Origin of the sequence: Staphylococcus sp. HMSC62D11 (genome assembly GCF_001839145.1) — a bacterium.
In the GTDB taxonomy this organism is placed as follows: domain Bacteria; phylum Bacillota; class Bacilli; order Staphylococcales; family Staphylococcaceae; genus Staphylococcus; species Staphylococcus lugdunensis.
Genome location: NZ_KV840177.1, coordinates 266,236 through 282,920, shown reverse-complemented (window position 1 = coordinate 282,920; position 16,685 = coordinate 266,236). Strand labels below are relative to the sequence as shown.

Below are 16,685 nucleotides of genomic sequence, written 5' to 3'. Positions count from 1 at the left end.
ACGCTACCAATGGAAACTTCAGTTCTTATCCCCACACATGACATGTCACGATATGTTAATAACATTATCGAAACAATCCCAGATAATAAATTCGAGGAATTCAAATATCATCGTGGTGCTACATCATATCACCCTAAAATAACGAAGAAAATAGTAATTTCTATCTTTATTTCGCTAGAAATTACCATTTTCTCTTTAATCCGAGATATTTATGTCTCATACTGTCCCTTTTTCATTATTTTTCTTATATTAAGACAAAACCAACTTCTCTTCTAACTTTGTTTGTTATATTTAGATTAGAAAATTTATATTATCACTTAAATAAAATTTAATCATTAGTTCTTTTATTTATCATAATTTGTATATATAACCCTAGAAAAACTTCATCAGGATAATCTAATTCAGAAGTGTTATCTATTTGAATTGTATGTCTTTCACCCCTACTTTTTGTATATTGAATCTTATTTAAATCGAAGAAACTTCTGTGAGCATCAAATATCACTTTGTCATCCTTTACAATTTTAGTGTTCATACTTAAATAAGGATTAATAAATTTATACATTGTGTTCTTATTAGAATAAAACGTATAAGGTAGTTGTTGTTTCATTCCTTTTTCTGTAATCAATTTTTGTCTTTGTAAAATCCCTATATTAGTTTTATCCAGATACACTTTATAATGAGGACGTAAAGACAAAAGTTTTATTCGTTTTATTTTTAAAATATGATTATCTGATTTTAAAAATATTCCAAAAAGAGGAAAAAAACCAATTATACTCATCCACTTTTGAATTACATTATTAAAATCCGTTGTATAGTATATATTTTTATTGCCGTATATTGGAATATATTGTTTATCAATCGTTATTAATGGTGCTTGATAAAAATATTCTCCATTAGCAAAAATTTTAAATTCGTTATTCTTTGCATCTTTTATAATTTTAGCAAACTGTTTTTGTGTATATCTTCTATATAGTAAAAAAGCTATAATTACAAAAAACAAAATGATCCAAAGTACAATGAAAATCCATAAATTTTCTAAAGGAAATGTTTCACCTTTTATAACAACATTTCCTGTTACTAAAATTAAAAATATTGTTAAAAATAGCCATATTATGAAAACACAAGCTATACTCATTATTCCACTCATCCTCACTATTGAATTTTCACATAACAATCGTTATATTCTAATAGATTTACAAGCAAAATATTACCTATTTATTCTATACTTTGACTTTCATACTCTTGTTAATATTTCTTTCTTAATGCCACTCATATTTTGTGATAGTGATTTATTTTATTCTTAATACGTATATTCAATGTAATTTGTTTTAATCTAATTCTATAAAACAATTAAATTTGTATACTTTTTGAAAAAGAATAATACATTTTTGCAAGCAATTTAATCTTATCATATTTTGCAACTATTTGTTTATATTGATGAGTTTAAGCGTCTTTATCATGCATCTATAACACATAATTTTCGTTTTCATAATCTAATAAAAAAACACCTTACATCTTGGTAAGGTGTGGTGAAGTCAATTATCTACAATATATTTATTATAGTTTAACAACGTTTGCAGCTTGAGGTCCGCGGTCGCCTTCAACTACTTCAAATTCTACTGATTGACCTTCTTCTAATGATTTGTAACCATCTTGGTTAATAGCTGAGAAGTGTACGAATACGTCGTTTTCTCCTTCAACTTCGATAAAACCAAAACCTTTTTCAGCATTAAACCATTTTACTGTACCTTGTTTCATAACTGTGAAACCTCCAAGACTAAAATTCATACAATATGCGTTATTCGCATATTACAAAAAATACATGTATGTATTATGTATAACTAATTAATAATTATGTATAAAACTTCAGATATTCTTTGCAATATGGAATAAAACTACTGCTTAGTTGTTATTATATGTTAGATTACGCCAAAATGCAATATAAATGTAGAAAACTATTGTTTATTCAAATTTTGGCATATTTAAATAAACCTCATTATTATTTAATACAATAAAGCTATAAAATATTTGTAAGTCCTCTTCACAATCTTCACAATAATTCATATCACAATTGTTATAAAAAGCATGTATATTAAACTTACCTACAACATAGTTATCATAGTCTTTTTTACTTTGTTTAATAAGTGCTTTATAAGCATCAAGCATTTCAGTGTATGTCGAAAATGAACTTTGTTTCACAATTTTATCAGTCCAGTCACTAAATAGCCACCAGCCCTCATAATCAGCCCTTATTTTTGCCACTGTCCACATTTAAGTTTCCCCCCTGAATGCTATACCTATAATCAATATTTTAGCTTTTTAGTTTATAAATTCAAGCATTCCGACTCATACTTTTGACGGATGCCCTTTGCGATAGCTGTAGCAATTATTAGGTTTTTAGTTTAAAAGTTCGTATAATATAAACAAGGGGTGATGTTATGCAACGCAAACATATTAAGGTCTATGGCATCGTACAAGGCGTGGGCTTTAGATTTTATACGCAAAGAATTGCACATAAATTAAAAATAACTGGGACAGTACAAAATATTGAAGATTATGTAGATATATATGCTCAAGGGAATGAAGAACAATTAAATCAGTTTATTGCAAGTGTAACAACAGGTGCATCACCTGCATCACATGTTGATGACTATGAAATCGAAACACTTGAAATTGATAACCAACTTAAAGAATTTAAAACTATTTAACAAAGGAAGATGACCGTGAGGTACACTATTTCTCGAATTTTCGGTGTTCTAGTGGGCACGCCAATCGCGATAATATCATGTATTGTGAGTATTTTCGTATTAGATATTTCTTTTCTGTTAGATGCTTTAATTGGGTTATCGATGTTTTTTGTTTCCTACCTACCGACACAGCGTCTTACCTCTCGCAAATATTTAATTGATATTGGCTTATCAAGAAGAGACTATCGTTTTGTCAGACAGCAATTAAGTATTTCTCACAAAAAAATCCGAAGTATTATAAAATCCTTTATCAATATTAGATCTATACAAGATTTTAGACAAATAAATGATATTTATCGTATTGCAAAGTCCATACATTTTAGCGTAAAACAACGACCACGTATGTTTTTTAAGGTGGAAAGCTTTTTTTATTCACACATAGACAACGCTTTAAATCTTGTGGAATCTTATACTCACTTAGCACGAATGCCTAAAAAATCGAAAGCAGAAAAACAAAAACTACAGCAAACGCGTATTACATTGGATGAAATTAAACGCACACTTATTGCCGATTTGAAGCGACTAAATGAAGAAGACTATGAACGACTAGATACTGAGATAGAACTAAATAAAATCGAACAGCAACGAAAGCGATTATAAACTAGCACTGGAGTGAATAACGAAATGAGCAATGAGAAACAATCTTTTAAGTCACATCCTCTAGACGAATATATCAATGGTCAAACTTCTCATTCTCAAAATAAAGAGAATAACTCACAAATCCAAAAGCTAACACCTGAAGAAACTCGTAGAATTGAAGAAATATGTGAAACGATTAAACCATTAGACAATGAAAGTCTACTAGCTTTTGGTGCAAATTTACAACAAAAGATGTCTCAATTTTCTCATCATATGTTAGATGAAGTAAAAAGTAAAGATGTTGGCCCTGTAGGCGATACTCTAAATCAATTAATGTCGAAATTAAAAGCAGTTAACCCGGATGATTTGAGTCCTGAGAAGCAATCTAAATTGAAACGATTATTTAGACGCACAAAAGCTTCTATAAATGAAATGTTTTCTAGAATGCAATCTGTCAGTTCACAAATTGACCGTATTACTATCCAATTGAATCAACACAAAGATCATTTATCACGTGATATTGCGTTATTAGACGAACTTTATGAATTAAATAAAAATTACTTTGATGACATTTCATTATATATTTTAGCAGCTCAACAAAAGAAAGAAGCAATACAAACAGAGACATTGCCTCGTATGCGCGAACATACACAACAAAATAACAATCAAATGGCTATTCAAGATATCGCCGATATGGAACAATTCGTTGACCGATTAGACAAAAGAATTTATGATTTACAACTCTCACGTCAAATTGCACTACAAACTGCACCTCAAATTCGAATGATTCAAAATGTTAACCAAGCTTTAGCTGAGAAAATTCAAAGTTCTATTTTAACTAGTATCCCCCTTTGGAAAAACCAAATGGCTATTGCACTGACACTATTAAGACAAAGACACGCTGTTAGATCACAACGTGCCGTTACCGATACTACAAATGATCTACTTACACAAAATGCATCAATGTTAAAACAAAATGCGCTTGAAACAGCAACCGAAAATGAACGTGGTATTGTAGGCATAGACACACTTAAAGCAACTCAAAGTGATATTATTCAAACGATAGAACAAACACTTGAAATTCAACAACAAGGCCGACAAAAACGTCAGCAAGCCGAAAAAGAACTTAATCAACTTGAAACTGAACTAAAGACACATTTAAACAATATGCGACACAATAAATAAATTCAACCGAATATTAAATAAATGCGCTAGGAGCAGATAACCCTAGCGCATTTATTCATTCTTTCTGATATATAATATGTTCTTGCTTAATAAATATTGACACGATATAACCTATTACAGTAGCTATCACTGCGATAGGTAGCCATTCTAATGAATATTGTTTTAAAGGTAAATGCGCAATGAATGGCATTTTTATCCAACCACTCGTACTCATCACACTTAGCACTGATACAATACTAACTACAACAATAGGTATTTGTTGGGCAATTCGTTTTGTTGGTATAAAACGTGCTAATAATATAAGTAGCACTACTGTAATAGCAACTGGATAGATGATACTTAGTACAGGTACTGACATTGCTATAACGTTGTTTAATCCCAAATTTGCCAATAGAAAACTCACAAACGTAAAGAAAACAACATACATTTTATATGGAATTTTTGGCAAAATACTATTAAAATACTGACTTACAGCCACTATCAAACCACAAGCTGTCGTTAAACATGCCAAAGCCACAATTATTCCCAATAAATATTTCCCCAATAATCCAAAACCTGTTGAAGCAATCAATGTAAGCAGATATGTTCCTACATTTTGATTATGAGAAACTAATAAATCTAACTTGTCCTGCGAGATAGCCATACGATTACCTAAAAATCCTAAAGAAATGTAGATAAATACTAAAGCACTTGCAGCAATTAGACCAGCTAATGCAGTTTGCTTAAAAATTTGATCAGCATGGTTTACCCCTGTTAGTTTAACAGCATTGACAACAATCATTGAAAATGCAATTGCTGCTATCGCATCCATCGTCAAATAACCTTCCGTAAAGCCTTTTGTAAAAGCACCAAAATGAGATTGATATAAATCTAAATTACCATGAGACGGCGGATTGCTTCCAAAGTCTATAAATCCTTTAACTATCATTGCTAAAATTGTAATTAATAACAATGGTGTTAACAATGAGCCTATACGTTCAACCATTTTATTCGGATTGATACACAGATATAAAACTATTAGAAAATAGATTAATGTGAAAATTAATAATGCTACGTTACCATTCGTATGTGCAATTGGTGTAATTGTCATCTCAAATGCTGTCGATGCAGTTCTAGGAATTGCAAATAACGGTCCAATAGTTAAATAAATGATAACAAGAAATACTACTGAAAATTTAGGTGAAATTTTATTAAATGAGCCAATGTATCCATTTTTATCAAGAGCACCTACCATGACACCTAATAAAGGTAAACCGATTCCTGTTAATGAAAAAGCGATGATTGCTGGCCAAAAAAAGCGGCCACTATCTTGTCCAAGATTAGGTGGAAATATCAGATTTCCTGCTCCAAAAAACATAGCAAATAAAGTGAAACCGATTATCCAAGTATTCTTATTCATGCTACTGCTCCTTTTTATCTGTAAAATTGCAATAATTTAAATTCTAGCATAAAAAGGATTTAAAAGTCTAGTTAATTTCAGAAAATTTAAAAATCAAATTAATATTACTTATTAAATAACATTAATTTATAGGGATTTTAACAGTAGTTTTTTTAATAGTGGTGACAAGTGACTCGGTAAATTTTCTACACCTTCAACAAAGATGGCATATTGACCATAAATATTATGAATTGTTTGTTCTATCTCTTCAGTAATTGGATCTTGACTTAAAAAGACATTAAATACTTCAATACCGTATTTTCTTGACATCTCAACAGCTTCATAAGTATCTAAGATACCATCTTGACTATAATTATATGCAGATGGTTCACCATCTGAAAAGACAATTAAAAATCGTTGGTTATGACTACGTCTCAATAATCGTTCACTACCAATTCTAATAGCTACGCCATCCCTATTATCATCTTGTGGATGGAGTGACATAATGCGAGGTGCACTACGTTCTAATGTAGAATAATCATAGTTGATAATTTCATCTATAATATTAGGTTGACGTGTTTCATCCGAATCAAAAGCATCTTCGTTAAATGCTAATATCTCATGTTTTACATTCAACGATTTTAATGTTTCATGGAACAAGACGACACCTTTTATTGTTTCTTCCATCTTGTCAAACATGCTTGCTGAAGCATCTACAAGTAGTGTAAAAGTTGCATCAAATGACTTACTCAAGTCCTGCTTCTTGTAGAATAATTTATATTGATCATCTATGAACCAATTGGTTAAATTTCGCTGCAAACGTCCCTTAGTTAAATTGTGACGCTCATCTTGATGCTCACGCTCAATTGTTTTTTTTATAATTTGTATTAAATCTTTTGTTTCAAATTGGACATCTGATTTAACGGTTTGATACTGCATCAAATATTCTGGTAAGATATCAGGAATTTGCCATTTAATTTCAACATTTTCATTGATACCTTTTAGTGCAAACGAAGCATTTTGACCAATGGCACCACCTTCTTGGTTATCCAGCGTACTTTCAGAGCCACGTCCTTTTTTAGTCATCATATCTGTCATATCGTCAGATGAATCTCCTTCACGTGCTGTATCATTGTCACTCATGACATCACTGTTTTCGCCTTCGTGAAGTTCCATTTCTAGATAAGCGCCACCTTCTGACTTACTATCTTCCGCATTTGTATCGGCTTCAGCAGACTCAGAATCGGTTTCTTCATTTGTATTATCATGTCCATCTACATTAGCTGCATCAGTACGTTTTAACTCTTCAAATGTCATTTCTTGTATTGCTTCATATACCTTTTTAGGTAAATGATAATATTCATTCAGCATATCTTCCTTTAGTATATCATCCACTTGAAACATAATACGTTGTGCGAGGTACATATTATCTTCAGAAGATCTATTTTGGAAGAAGTTAGGCAAATATTGGAACATATGATTTAATATATCATCTATTTGTGCATGAATTGTTGGAATCTCAAAGAAATTTTGAGTTAAAAATGCGCGTTCTAAATATAAAAATAGCAAATCTGTATACACGGTTTTAGTCTTATAAAATTTAATTTGTGATTCAGTATAAGACAAACGCGTTTGCAGACGTAAATCTATAATCTTAGCAGTACTAGGTCGATCGTTACGTATATGATTAAATACTCGTGAATCTTCTAATAATCGAAAAATTTGCTGATAAAATTTAGGATGTTTAAATGCTTTGTCGTGAATAACCTCATTAACTATTTTTTCGTCCATCAATTTGTAACCGTAAGCTGCGAGCATGACGTCTGTTTTTAAACCTGCACGTTCAATTTGTTTAGGTCGATGAGACCAAAACCAGCTTGTAATCAATGTATTATTCATTGGATCATAATAAGGGAATTTTTGAATTTTAACGGTTGTCTGTTCGTTTTTTAAGAGCAAGCGTGCTAAATCTTGCAACATCATCACTTGTTTAGCATCTAGTTGCTCATCATTAAATTTTATAAAACGATCGCTCATAATCAACTATCCCTTTCTAAAAGTTTAATTCGATTGCATTTTTAATTGCCTGTTGTTCACGTTCATCTTCTAGTTTATCGATAATTGTTCGCTGTATGGCACGTTCAATAGGCATAACTGTAATTAAATCACTTAAATCTATTAAAGCACGTATACTAGCTGCTTCTTCAGAAATTTGGCCTTGTTTTGACATGGTTCTTAAGTCTTCATTAAATTTGATGATTTGCGCAATAATTTTATCGTCTTGCAAACGACTTTGCTCTTTAATCACATTACTTAATATGTCCCCATCAATATAGTCTACTTGAATAACAACAAAACGATTTTTAAGCGCTTCATTCATTGGTAATGTCCCTACATATCCTTCATTTATCGCTGCAATAACATTAAATCCAGGAGCTGCTTCAATTACTTCACCAGTAAAGGGATTTGTTAATTTGCGTCGGTAATCAAGTACACCATTTAATATTGGCAATGTTTCGGGTTTGGCCATATTGATTTCATCAATATATAAAATATGACCTTCTTTCATAGCACGAATGACTGGTCCGTCAATGAAAACAATTTCCTGATCACCTTGGTCATTTGTTTTAATCGTTTTGAACCCCAATAAGCTCTCTGCATCTAAATCAACAGAACAGTTTACTTGGTGCATTGGAATATGAACGACTTCACTTAAAGTTTCTGCTAATTTTGTTTTACCAGATCCTGTAGGGCCTTTTAATAAAATATTTTTATTCAATTCAAATAGCGCCTTCGCATCATTAAAAACCGATTCATCTGAATTTTTATATTGATTTTGTACCATTAATTTATGAACTCCTTTAGTTAATTAAATGAAAATAAGACCTAGGAAAGGAACAATTATCACTGTACTCAGACTAGATCCTATATTTATTATTAAGTTATTGTACAATTACATTAAACTTATTTTCTATACTTCTTTAAAGTACGTTTTATAATAACCACCAACTAATCCAGAATTATCAATAATTTGATAATATTCTTCTGTTTCATTAATAACATCATATCGTTGTCCTATAGTTAACATATCGGATACTGTAAATTTTTTAGCATCTGTATTAACCACTTCAACTTGTTTAATTGGTGTTTTTGTTTTCCATGTTTCGTGTAGCATATTACATGACCTTCCTTTGTACAATTTATATGAATTTTAATTTTCTAATGTATAAATAAATGAAATACCACTATTTTCAGTGATGCGTATCGATTTAACATCACCTTGATTTAGTGTTTGATAAGGTACCCCTATTTCTTTAAGATCAGACAAGGCTTGATTAAATTGTTGTACATCTTGAGTAGCAAATTCTACTTGTTCTACAACACCCTCTTCAGTCATTTCGATTTGTGGTTCTGCTTGATATAAATGTATTTCCCCACCTAAACCACCATCTCCAATTTTAAATACTTGGATTTTTTTATTTTCGAATTCTGAGGATTCATATTCTGCAAAATGATGCAATCCAAAGACATGTGTAAGCAATGATGTCGTCACAGATAACTCATTCACTTGAAGGATTACCGGTCCTAGCCCTTGAACCTGATGCAAAGGATTAACTGAGCTATCAAAATCAGGCATACCTAATTGAATACCAACATTATGTTCATTTGAATAAATATCAAAAATTTGTTGGTTTTTATCCATAAAATTAAAATGTTTATGTCCATTTAATTCAGACATATCACCAAAAGTAATATTATGGCTCTTAAATATTTCCTGATATTCTATCAAACCTTCATCAGTAGGTGTACGAAATCCAACACTAGCAATATGTTGATTACGATAATCACTATGCGGTACTTCAACAAAATGTAATCGTGTACCTGGACTTAAATTTGCATCGCCAAAGCGCAATGCGTTGTTTTTATCAACAATATTCATACCAACTATATCTTTAAATAAAGCCTTTGTACTCATCATATCACTTGTCCCAATCGTGACACTTCTCAGTCCGCTCATAAAAGACACCCCTATTTTATTCATTTCATTGTCATTATAACTTATTTCTTAAATGATTTATATGATGAGGTTCTGAAGTACGCCATTCATTTTTTCGCTTCTCCCCAACCAGCAAATTATTTTGAGCTGTTTCATTTTAAAAGAACTAACACTATTCATGCAAGATAACGATTCAATTACATTTATAACTAATCTTTATATTTTAAATTAGTACTAAAAATAAATAGAGCAGGCCATCAAATGACAAACCTGCTCTTATAAAGATATATCATATTAGTTAATGCGTAATTATGATTCTAATAATAAATCTTCTGGATTTTCAATGAGATCTTTAATTGTTTTCAAGAAACCTACTGCTTCTTTACCATCAATAATTCTGTGATCATAGCTTAAAGCAATATACATCATTGGTCGATTTTCAATTGTATCTTTATCAATTGCAATTGGACGTGTCATAATTGAATGCATACCTAATATTGCTGCTTGACTACCATTGATGATTGGCGTACTCATCATTGAACCGAAGATACCACCGTTAGTAATTGTAAATGATCCATTTACCATGTCGTCTAAGCCTAATTTTTTATCACGCGCTTTAACTGCTAAATTAGCAATTTCTTGTTCGATTTCTGCAAAATTCTTCTTATCACAGTCCCTTACAAATGGAACTAATAAACCATCATCTGTTGATACAGCTATACCAATATCATAATATTGTTTCTTGATCATGTCATCTCCATCAATTTCAGCATTGACTTCTGGATATTTTTTCAACGCGGCTACTGCTGCTTTTGTGAAGAATGACATAAATCCTAATTTTGTACCATCATGATCTTGCATAAATTTTTCTTTTTTACGTTTACGTAATTCCATCACATTCGTCATATCAACTTCATTAAATGTCGTTAACATTGCTGTATTATTTGATACTTCAAGCAATTTATTAGCTGCTGTTTTCTTACGACGAGACATTTTTTCACGAATAACTGGTTTGTTTGGTGTCGAAGATGATGATGTTTCTGGCGCTTTTCTTTGTGCCGTTTCTGCTTTTTTATTTGATGACTGTTGTTGACGTTGATCAATATCTTCTTTTCTTACGACATCATTAGATTTACCTGCTACTTCAGCAAGGTCTACACCTTGTTTTAAAGCATGACGACGTGCTGAAGGTGTGGCATTTACACGTTGAGTATGTTTTTTTACTTCGTCAGAACGATCTGCTTTTTCAGCTTCATCTTGTCGCTGTTCATGATCACGAGTTGTGTCTTCGTTAGCTGTATCTGTAGTTGTTTCTGACTCCGACTCACCTTTAGATTCAGCCTTAGCGTCAGATTTTGAAGCTTCTGCTGATTTCGCTTCAGCACTACCTTCTCCAACAATGGCAATGGCTTGTCCTACTTCAACAGTATCACCTTCATTAGCAAGTTGTTCTTGAATCACACCTGCATCTTCTGATACAACTTCCACATTAACTTTATCTGTTTCTAATTCTAAAATTGCTTCTCCTTTTTCAACAGAATCGCCAACATTTTTAAGCCATTCTGCAATGGTCCCCTCTGTAATTGATTCTGCTAATTCCGGAACTTTAACCTCTGGCATAAATAATTTCCCCCTAGTTTCGTTTTAAGACACTTTTAATAATGTTACTTTGCACAAGTTTATGAATTTCGCCATCGCCTTCAGCCGGAGCTGCGCGTTTAATTCTTCCATGATAGTTTAAATTAATTTGTTCTGGTGTGATAGATTTAAGATGTGGATATGCATATAACCATGCACCTTGATTTTGAGGTTCTTCTTGTACCCAACATACACTTTCGATATGCGGTAATGTATCAAATATTGCCTTTATCTCATCTTCTGGGAATGGATATAAACGTTCAACAGCAATTAATAATATTTGTTCATCTGGATTCTTAACCAAATATTCTTTCAAATCGACAAACATTTTTCCAGAAGCCAGTACAACTTTTTTCACTTTTTTAGGATTATAAGTCTCGGTAAGAATTGGTTGGAACTGCCCTTCAGTAAATTTATCAATAGGTTGTGCTACTGTTTTATTGCGCAATAAACTTTTTGGTGACATTACAACCAATGGTCTCATGGCTTGTGTTCCTAAGCTTGCTGCTTGAGCACGTAATAAATGGAAATAATTACTTGCGCTTGATAGGTTAACGACAGTGCTATTATTTTCTGCAGCTAATTGTAAAAAACGTTCTAGCCGTGCTGATGAATGTTCTGGTCCTTGTCCTTCAAAAGCATGTGGTAAAAATAATGTTAGGCCACTTCGTTCTCCCCACTTTGCTCGTGCGCTTGACATAAAATTATCAAACATCATTTGTGCCATGTTTGAAAAGTCTCCATATTGTGCTTCCCAAATATTAAAACTTTCTTTATTTTCAACATTATAGCCATATTCAAATCCAACTACTGCTGCTTCAGAAAGTGGCGAATTATGGACTTCAAACGTCGCCTTTTGATGTGGCACATGATGTAATGGCGTGTATGTGTCTCCAGTTTCTTCATCATGTAATACAGCATGGCGATGACTGAACGTACCACGCTCACTATCTTGTCCAGTTAAACGTATTGAAGTCCCATCTTGCAGTATTGTCGCAAATGCAAGTTGCTCTGCTTGAGCCCAATCAACTAATCCTTCCTCTTTCTCAAATGGTTCTCGACGCTTTTCTAATACTTTATTTAATTTTTTTAATATATGAAATCCCTCTGGATAAGATAACATCGCATCGTTGATTTCTTTTAACTTTTCAACTGAAAATGATGCTGTTTTACTTTCTAATGGCGCTTGTAGTGCACTTGGTCTAGCCATTTCAGGGTCATCCATTTTATCTGTTTTATCGATCTTATCTTGTGCTGCACGCATCTCTTTATGCACACGTTCAATTGTTTCATTCATATAATCTTCAGAGATAACACCTTCATCAATTAATTGTTTGCCATATAATAATTCCACTGAGTCATGCTGACGAATATTATGATAAGGCACTGGATTCGTAATTGATGGTTCGTCCATTTCATTATGTCCGTAGCGACGATAACCGACTAAATCAATAACAACGTCTTTATGAAATTCCTTTCTAAATTCAAGCGCAATATCAATAGCTTCAATAGTTGCTTCCACATCGTCCGCATTAACATGTAAAATAGGAACGTCATAACCTTTCGCTACGTCACTTGAATATGTTGTAGATCGTCCATCAATCGGTTCTGTTGTAAAGCCAATTCTATTATTTGTAATAATGTGCAATGTGCCACCAGTGGAATAACCGTGAAGATTGCTTAAGTTCATTGTTTCAAAGTTAATACCTTGACCTGGGTAAGCAGCATCACCATGAATAATAATAGGCATAGATTGATGATAGTCTGTCGTAGGTTTTCCTACGCCATGTGTGTTATCTTGTGCTGCTCTCGTTTTTCCAATAACTACCGGTGCTACAATTTCTAAATGACTTGGATTATTCGCTAATGAAATACGTTGCTGAATACCATACGTATCCGTTGTTTTGACTCCGCCTAAATGATATTTCACATCACTTGTCCATCCAGCAGTTAATTCTAAGCTACCATCTTCAGGTAAGAACTTCATTGGATCAGTATGCATAAACTCCGATATCATCATTTCATATGGCTTTTCCAGCACATGTGTTAAAACATTTAATCTACCTCGATGTGCCATGCCAATTTGAATATTCTGAATTTCTTCTTCAGCCGCTCGTCTCAATGTATGCTGCAACATGGGCACTAATGTATCCACGCCTTCAATAGAAAATCGTTTTGCACCAACAAAGTTTTTATGCAAATATTTTTCAAAACCTTCAACGTGTGCGAGAGTATTAAATAAATGCCTTTTTTGATCATGATTTAATGTAGCTTTATACGGCGTTTCAATTCGACGTTTTAGCCACGTACGTTCTTTATTATTATTTATATGATTGTATTCAAAAGCAATTGGCCCCTTATAACGTTGTTCCATACGTTTAATTGCTTCATAGGCATTATCATATATATCTTTAAAATGATCTGAAACAATGCCTGCTGTTATACCTTCTAGAGTTTGTTTATCTAAATTAAAATCCTCGATTGTTAATTTAGGTAAATGTGTTCTTTTAGGAGGATTTATCGGATATATATCTGCTAATAAATGGCCATACTGCCTAATATTATCAATCAAGCGCATTACTCGCTTAATTGTGCTATCATCCGTTAAGTCACCACTCCCATCTGTGGCTGGCTGAGCTATAGTATGAGCTTCACCATTTTTTATTGTTCCGAATAACACTTGTAAATCATCAGGCACAGATGATGGATCTTGCAAATAATCATCATACAAATCAAGCATTAAACCAAGATTTGCGCCAAAGTTTACAGGTGCTTCTGTAACATCTGTCTTATCCTTTGTCATATGATACCCTCCACATAATAGTTAAACGCTTACACGTTAATAATAGCATTAATTTATGCATTGATAAAGTACATATATGGATTAAAAAATAAAAAGCAGAACCCATTCAAAATGTGATTCTGCTAACCTTTTCAGGCATTTAATTTTGTTGTTTATAAATAAAGAAAATGCATAATTCACCATTTCTTATACGATTATGCAAGGTTGGCGTCTTTTTCAAATTGAATAGTAAATGTAGTATATTGGTTAACTTCACTATCAACAGTGATATATCCACCATTTGCAGTCGCTAATTTTTCAGCAATAGACAACCCCAACCCATTTCCACCTTGACTACGGGCACGAGATTTATCAACACGGTAAAAACGGTCAAATATGAATTCTTGATCTGCTTTTGGTATACCTTGACCATGATCCGTGATTTTAATGGTAATTAATTTATTGCGTAATTGTGTTTCAACTTTAATTTTCTTACGCTTTGTATCATACTTCATAGCGTTATCTAAAAAAATAAGCAATAATTGTTCAAATTGATGACGGTTCATATATAGAAGTAATTGTTTGGGTGATAAATTAAGTTCAAAGTTGTAATCAGGATGCAATTGCTCTAAAGATTTAATACGCGTTCTTATTTCTATGTTTATATCAACTGGTTCATGTTCATTGGCTGAATGTGTAACATTATCTTTTGACAATAACAACAACTCTTCAACTAACTTTGTAATTCGATTCATTTCCTCAATGGAAATGTTGAGTGATTCTTCTAACACTGCTGGATCTTTTTTACCCCAGCGCTGAATTAAATTAAGATGGCCTTGAATAATTTGAAGTGGTGTACGCAATTCATGCGAAGCATCTTCTACAAATTGCCGCTGTTGATTAAATGACTCTTCGATTTGTAGCATCATATCATTAAATGTATCAATAAGGTTGTCTGTTTCTTCATAATTAGTTGTTAATTCTAATTTTTTCTGAAAACCATCACGCCGGATTTGAATCATTTTGTTTGACATAGTCACAATTGGTTTTGTGATTTGTGATGAAAATATGTAACTAATGCCTGCTGTAATGATAGTTGCAATAATACAAAATACTAAAGCAACAACATATATTGAACCTACAGTATTATTAAATTTTTGTAGGGAATGCACTAATACTGTATAACCATGAAAGCTTGGCGTATCAATTGTTTCAGTCAACACAATATAGTCTTCACCATTTCTGCTCATAATTTTTATGCGGTCATGATTATCCTTATCGAAAGCAGGATAAAAGTGTGTAGCATTATTGTTCGCAGTTTGAAATAGTTTTTTTCCATTATGATCATAGATTAATACTTCTTGAAAATTCTCCAGCGATGCACTAATGTCTAATGGAGAAATTGTATCAATAGGTTTAGACTCCAATAAATTAGCTATATCTTTTGAGCTTCTTTCAGCTTCATCTAATTCACCATCTTTTAAGGTATCTTTCAAGAAAAAGATAATCACTAGACAGAATAACAAGATTGTTAAGAACATAATCAAAGTTGTAATAATCATCCATTTATATTTTAGTTTACGTTGTTTTATCATCGTATCACATATCCTACGCCTCGGACTGTTTCAATCGTTCTTTCTTTATTAAAAGGCTTTAACTTATTTCTTAAATATCTGATGTAAACATCTACAACATTCGTTTCAACTTCACTATCATATCCCCATACATGATCAAGTATTTGTTCGCGTTGCAAGACATGATTCCTATTTTCTGCAAGAACATACAAAAGATCATATTCTGTTTTAGTTAAATCTAGTTGTGTCCCGTCCACGGTTACTTCAAAAGCATTTTTATCAATAATAATACCATTAATATCGATAACATCTTTCTGGGGTTGTCTGCGTAAAATCGCTCGTATTCGAGCAAATAATTCTTCAATTTCAAATGGTTTTACAATATAATCATCTGCCCCATAATCCAAGCCAGTTACTTTATCCATCGTTTCACTCTTTGCTGTAATAATAATGATGGGTGTCGTGTATTGCTGACGAATTCTTCTACAGATTTCTAAACCATTAATATGAGGCAACATTATATCTAATATAATCAAGTCATATGTTTTGGTTAACGCTTTATCTAAACCACTTTGCCCATCATTCTCTATGTCCACTTTATAATTTTCATGCGTTAATTCCAGCTCTAGAAAACGAGCTAAATTTTGTTCATCTTCGACAATTAAAATATTTGCCATTTCTCCACCTCTTTTGCATTACACTCTTTATTTCACTACCTGACTTTTCTATTTTATTATAATACAAAATATTTAACCACCAACCATAGTCTAAGATTTATGATTAACTTTCAAAAATTTATCATAAA

Annotated in this window: 15 protein-coding genes; 3 read left to right on the top strand and 12 right to left on the bottom strand. The window is 32.2% G+C overall.

Translation table 11 applies throughout. The features are described 5' to 3' along the window. Window positions 1-328: 328 nt before the first annotated feature. From HMPREF3267_RS02205 to msaA, 3 genes are all read right to left on the bottom strand, one after another. On the bottom strand, window positions 329-1,135 hold the full coding sequence (locus HMPREF3267_RS02205) for a hypothetical protein (RefSeq protein WP_062077622.1): 807 nt from the start codon (window positions 1,133-1,135) through the stop codon (window positions 329-331). A gap of 422 nt (window positions 1,136-1,557) precedes the next feature. Beyond that, a complete protein-coding gene (gene cspA / locus HMPREF3267_RS02200; RefSeq protein WP_002433901.1) occupies window positions 1,558-1,758 on the bottom strand; it encodes a cold shock protein CspA in 201 nt (66 codons plus the stop codon). 204 nt (window positions 1,759-1,962) lie between these two features. Continuing rightward, a complete protein-coding gene (msaA, locus tag HMPREF3267_RS02195; RefSeq protein ID WP_002459141.1) occupies window positions 1,963-2,271 on the bottom strand; it encodes a regulatory protein MsaA in 309 nt (102 codons plus the stop codon). A 167-nt stretch (window positions 2,272-2,438) separates the two neighbouring features. On the opposite strand from msaA, the gene HMPREF3267_RS02190 reads away from it, so the two are divergent. Genes HMPREF3267_RS02190 through HMPREF3267_RS02180 form a run of 3 tightly spaced genes read left to right on the top strand, consistent with a single transcriptional unit; the run spans window position 2,439 to window position 4,511 of the window. Then, window positions 2,439-2,708, top strand: coding sequence for an acylphosphatase (locus HMPREF3267_RS02190; protein ID WP_062077620.1), 270 nt, complete (start codon window positions 2,439-2,441; stop codon window positions 2,706-2,708). 15 nt (window positions 2,709-2,723) lie between these two features. Continuing rightward, on the top strand, window positions 2,724-3,347 hold the full coding sequence (locus HMPREF3267_RS02185; protein ID WP_002478214.1) for a 5-bromo-4-chloroindolyl phosphate hydrolysis family protein: 624 nt from the start codon (window positions 2,724-2,726) through the stop codon (window positions 3,345-3,347). 24 nt (window positions 3,348-3,371) lie between these two features. After that, complete coding sequence (locus HMPREF3267_RS02180; protein ID WP_062077618.1) at window positions 3,372-4,511, top strand: toxic anion resistance protein; 1,140 nt, start codon at window positions 3,372-3,374, stop codon at window positions 4,509-4,511. A gap of 55 nt (window positions 4,512-4,566) precedes the next feature. Here HMPREF3267_RS02180 and brnQ read toward each other — a convergent pair whose 3' ends face one another. The 9 genes from brnQ to HMPREF3267_RS02135 all read right to left on the bottom strand — a co-directional run bounded on the left by brnQ (window position 4,567) and on the right by HMPREF3267_RS02135 (window position 16,557). Next, entirely contained in the window at window positions 4,567-5,910 is a 1,344-nt protein-coding gene (gene brnQ, locus HMPREF3267_RS02175) for a branched-chain amino acid-like transporter carrier protein BrnQ3 (protein ID WP_002459145.1), read from the bottom strand. 126 nt (window positions 5,911-6,036) lie between these two features. Continuing rightward, window positions 6,037-7,926, bottom strand: coding sequence for a vWA domain-containing protein (locus HMPREF3267_RS02170; RefSeq protein ID WP_002459146.1), 1,890 nt, complete (start codon window positions 7,924-7,926; stop codon window positions 6,037-6,039). Window positions 7,927-7,942: 16 nt separating this feature from the next. Next, window positions 7,943-8,734: an ATP-binding protein gene (locus HMPREF3267_RS02165; RefSeq protein WP_002478216.1), complete on the bottom strand. Its 792-nt coding sequence runs from the start codon at window positions 8,732-8,734 to the stop codon at window positions 7,943-7,945. Between the two features lie 126 nt (window positions 8,735-8,860). After that, on the bottom strand, window positions 8,861-9,064 hold the full coding sequence (locus tag HMPREF3267_RS02160) for a DUF6501 family protein (RefSeq protein ID WP_002459148.1): 204 nt from the start codon (window positions 9,062-9,064) through the stop codon (window positions 8,861-8,863). Between the two features lie 36 nt (window positions 9,065-9,100). Continuing rightward, on the bottom strand, window positions 9,101-9,907 hold the full coding sequence (locus HMPREF3267_RS02155) for a VOC family protein (protein ID WP_062077615.1): 807 nt from the start codon (window positions 9,905-9,907) through the stop codon (window positions 9,101-9,103). Window positions 9,908-10,195: 288 nt separating this feature from the next. Beyond that, a complete protein-coding gene (gene odhB, locus HMPREF3267_RS02150) occupies window positions 10,196-11,506 on the bottom strand; it encodes a 2-oxoglutarate dehydrogenase complex dihydrolipoyllysine-residue succinyltransferase (RefSeq protein WP_062077613.1) in 1,311 nt (436 codons plus the stop codon). A 13-nt stretch (window positions 11,507-11,519) separates the two neighbouring features. Continuing rightward, the gene (locus tag HMPREF3267_RS02145) at window positions 11,520-14,327 is read right to left on the bottom strand and encodes a 2-oxoglutarate dehydrogenase E1 component (protein ID WP_062077611.1); all 2,808 of its coding nucleotides are present in this window, start codon (window positions 14,325-14,327) and stop codon (window positions 11,520-11,522) included. A gap of 194 nt (window positions 14,328-14,521) precedes the next feature. Further along, the gene (locus tag HMPREF3267_RS02140; RefSeq protein WP_002478220.1) at window positions 14,522-15,901 is read right to left on the bottom strand and encodes a HAMP domain-containing sensor histidine kinase; all 1,380 of its coding nucleotides are present in this window, start codon (window positions 15,899-15,901) and stop codon (window positions 14,522-14,524) included. Beyond that, window positions 15,898-16,557, bottom strand: a complete 660-nt coding sequence (locus tag HMPREF3267_RS02135; RefSeq protein ID WP_002459153.1) for a response regulator transcription factor — start codon at window positions 16,555-16,557, stop codon at window positions 15,898-15,900. Before HMPREF3267_RS02135 ends, HMPREF3267_RS02140 begins: the two co-directional genes overlap by 4 nt. Window positions 16,558-16,685 lie beyond the last annotated feature (128 nt).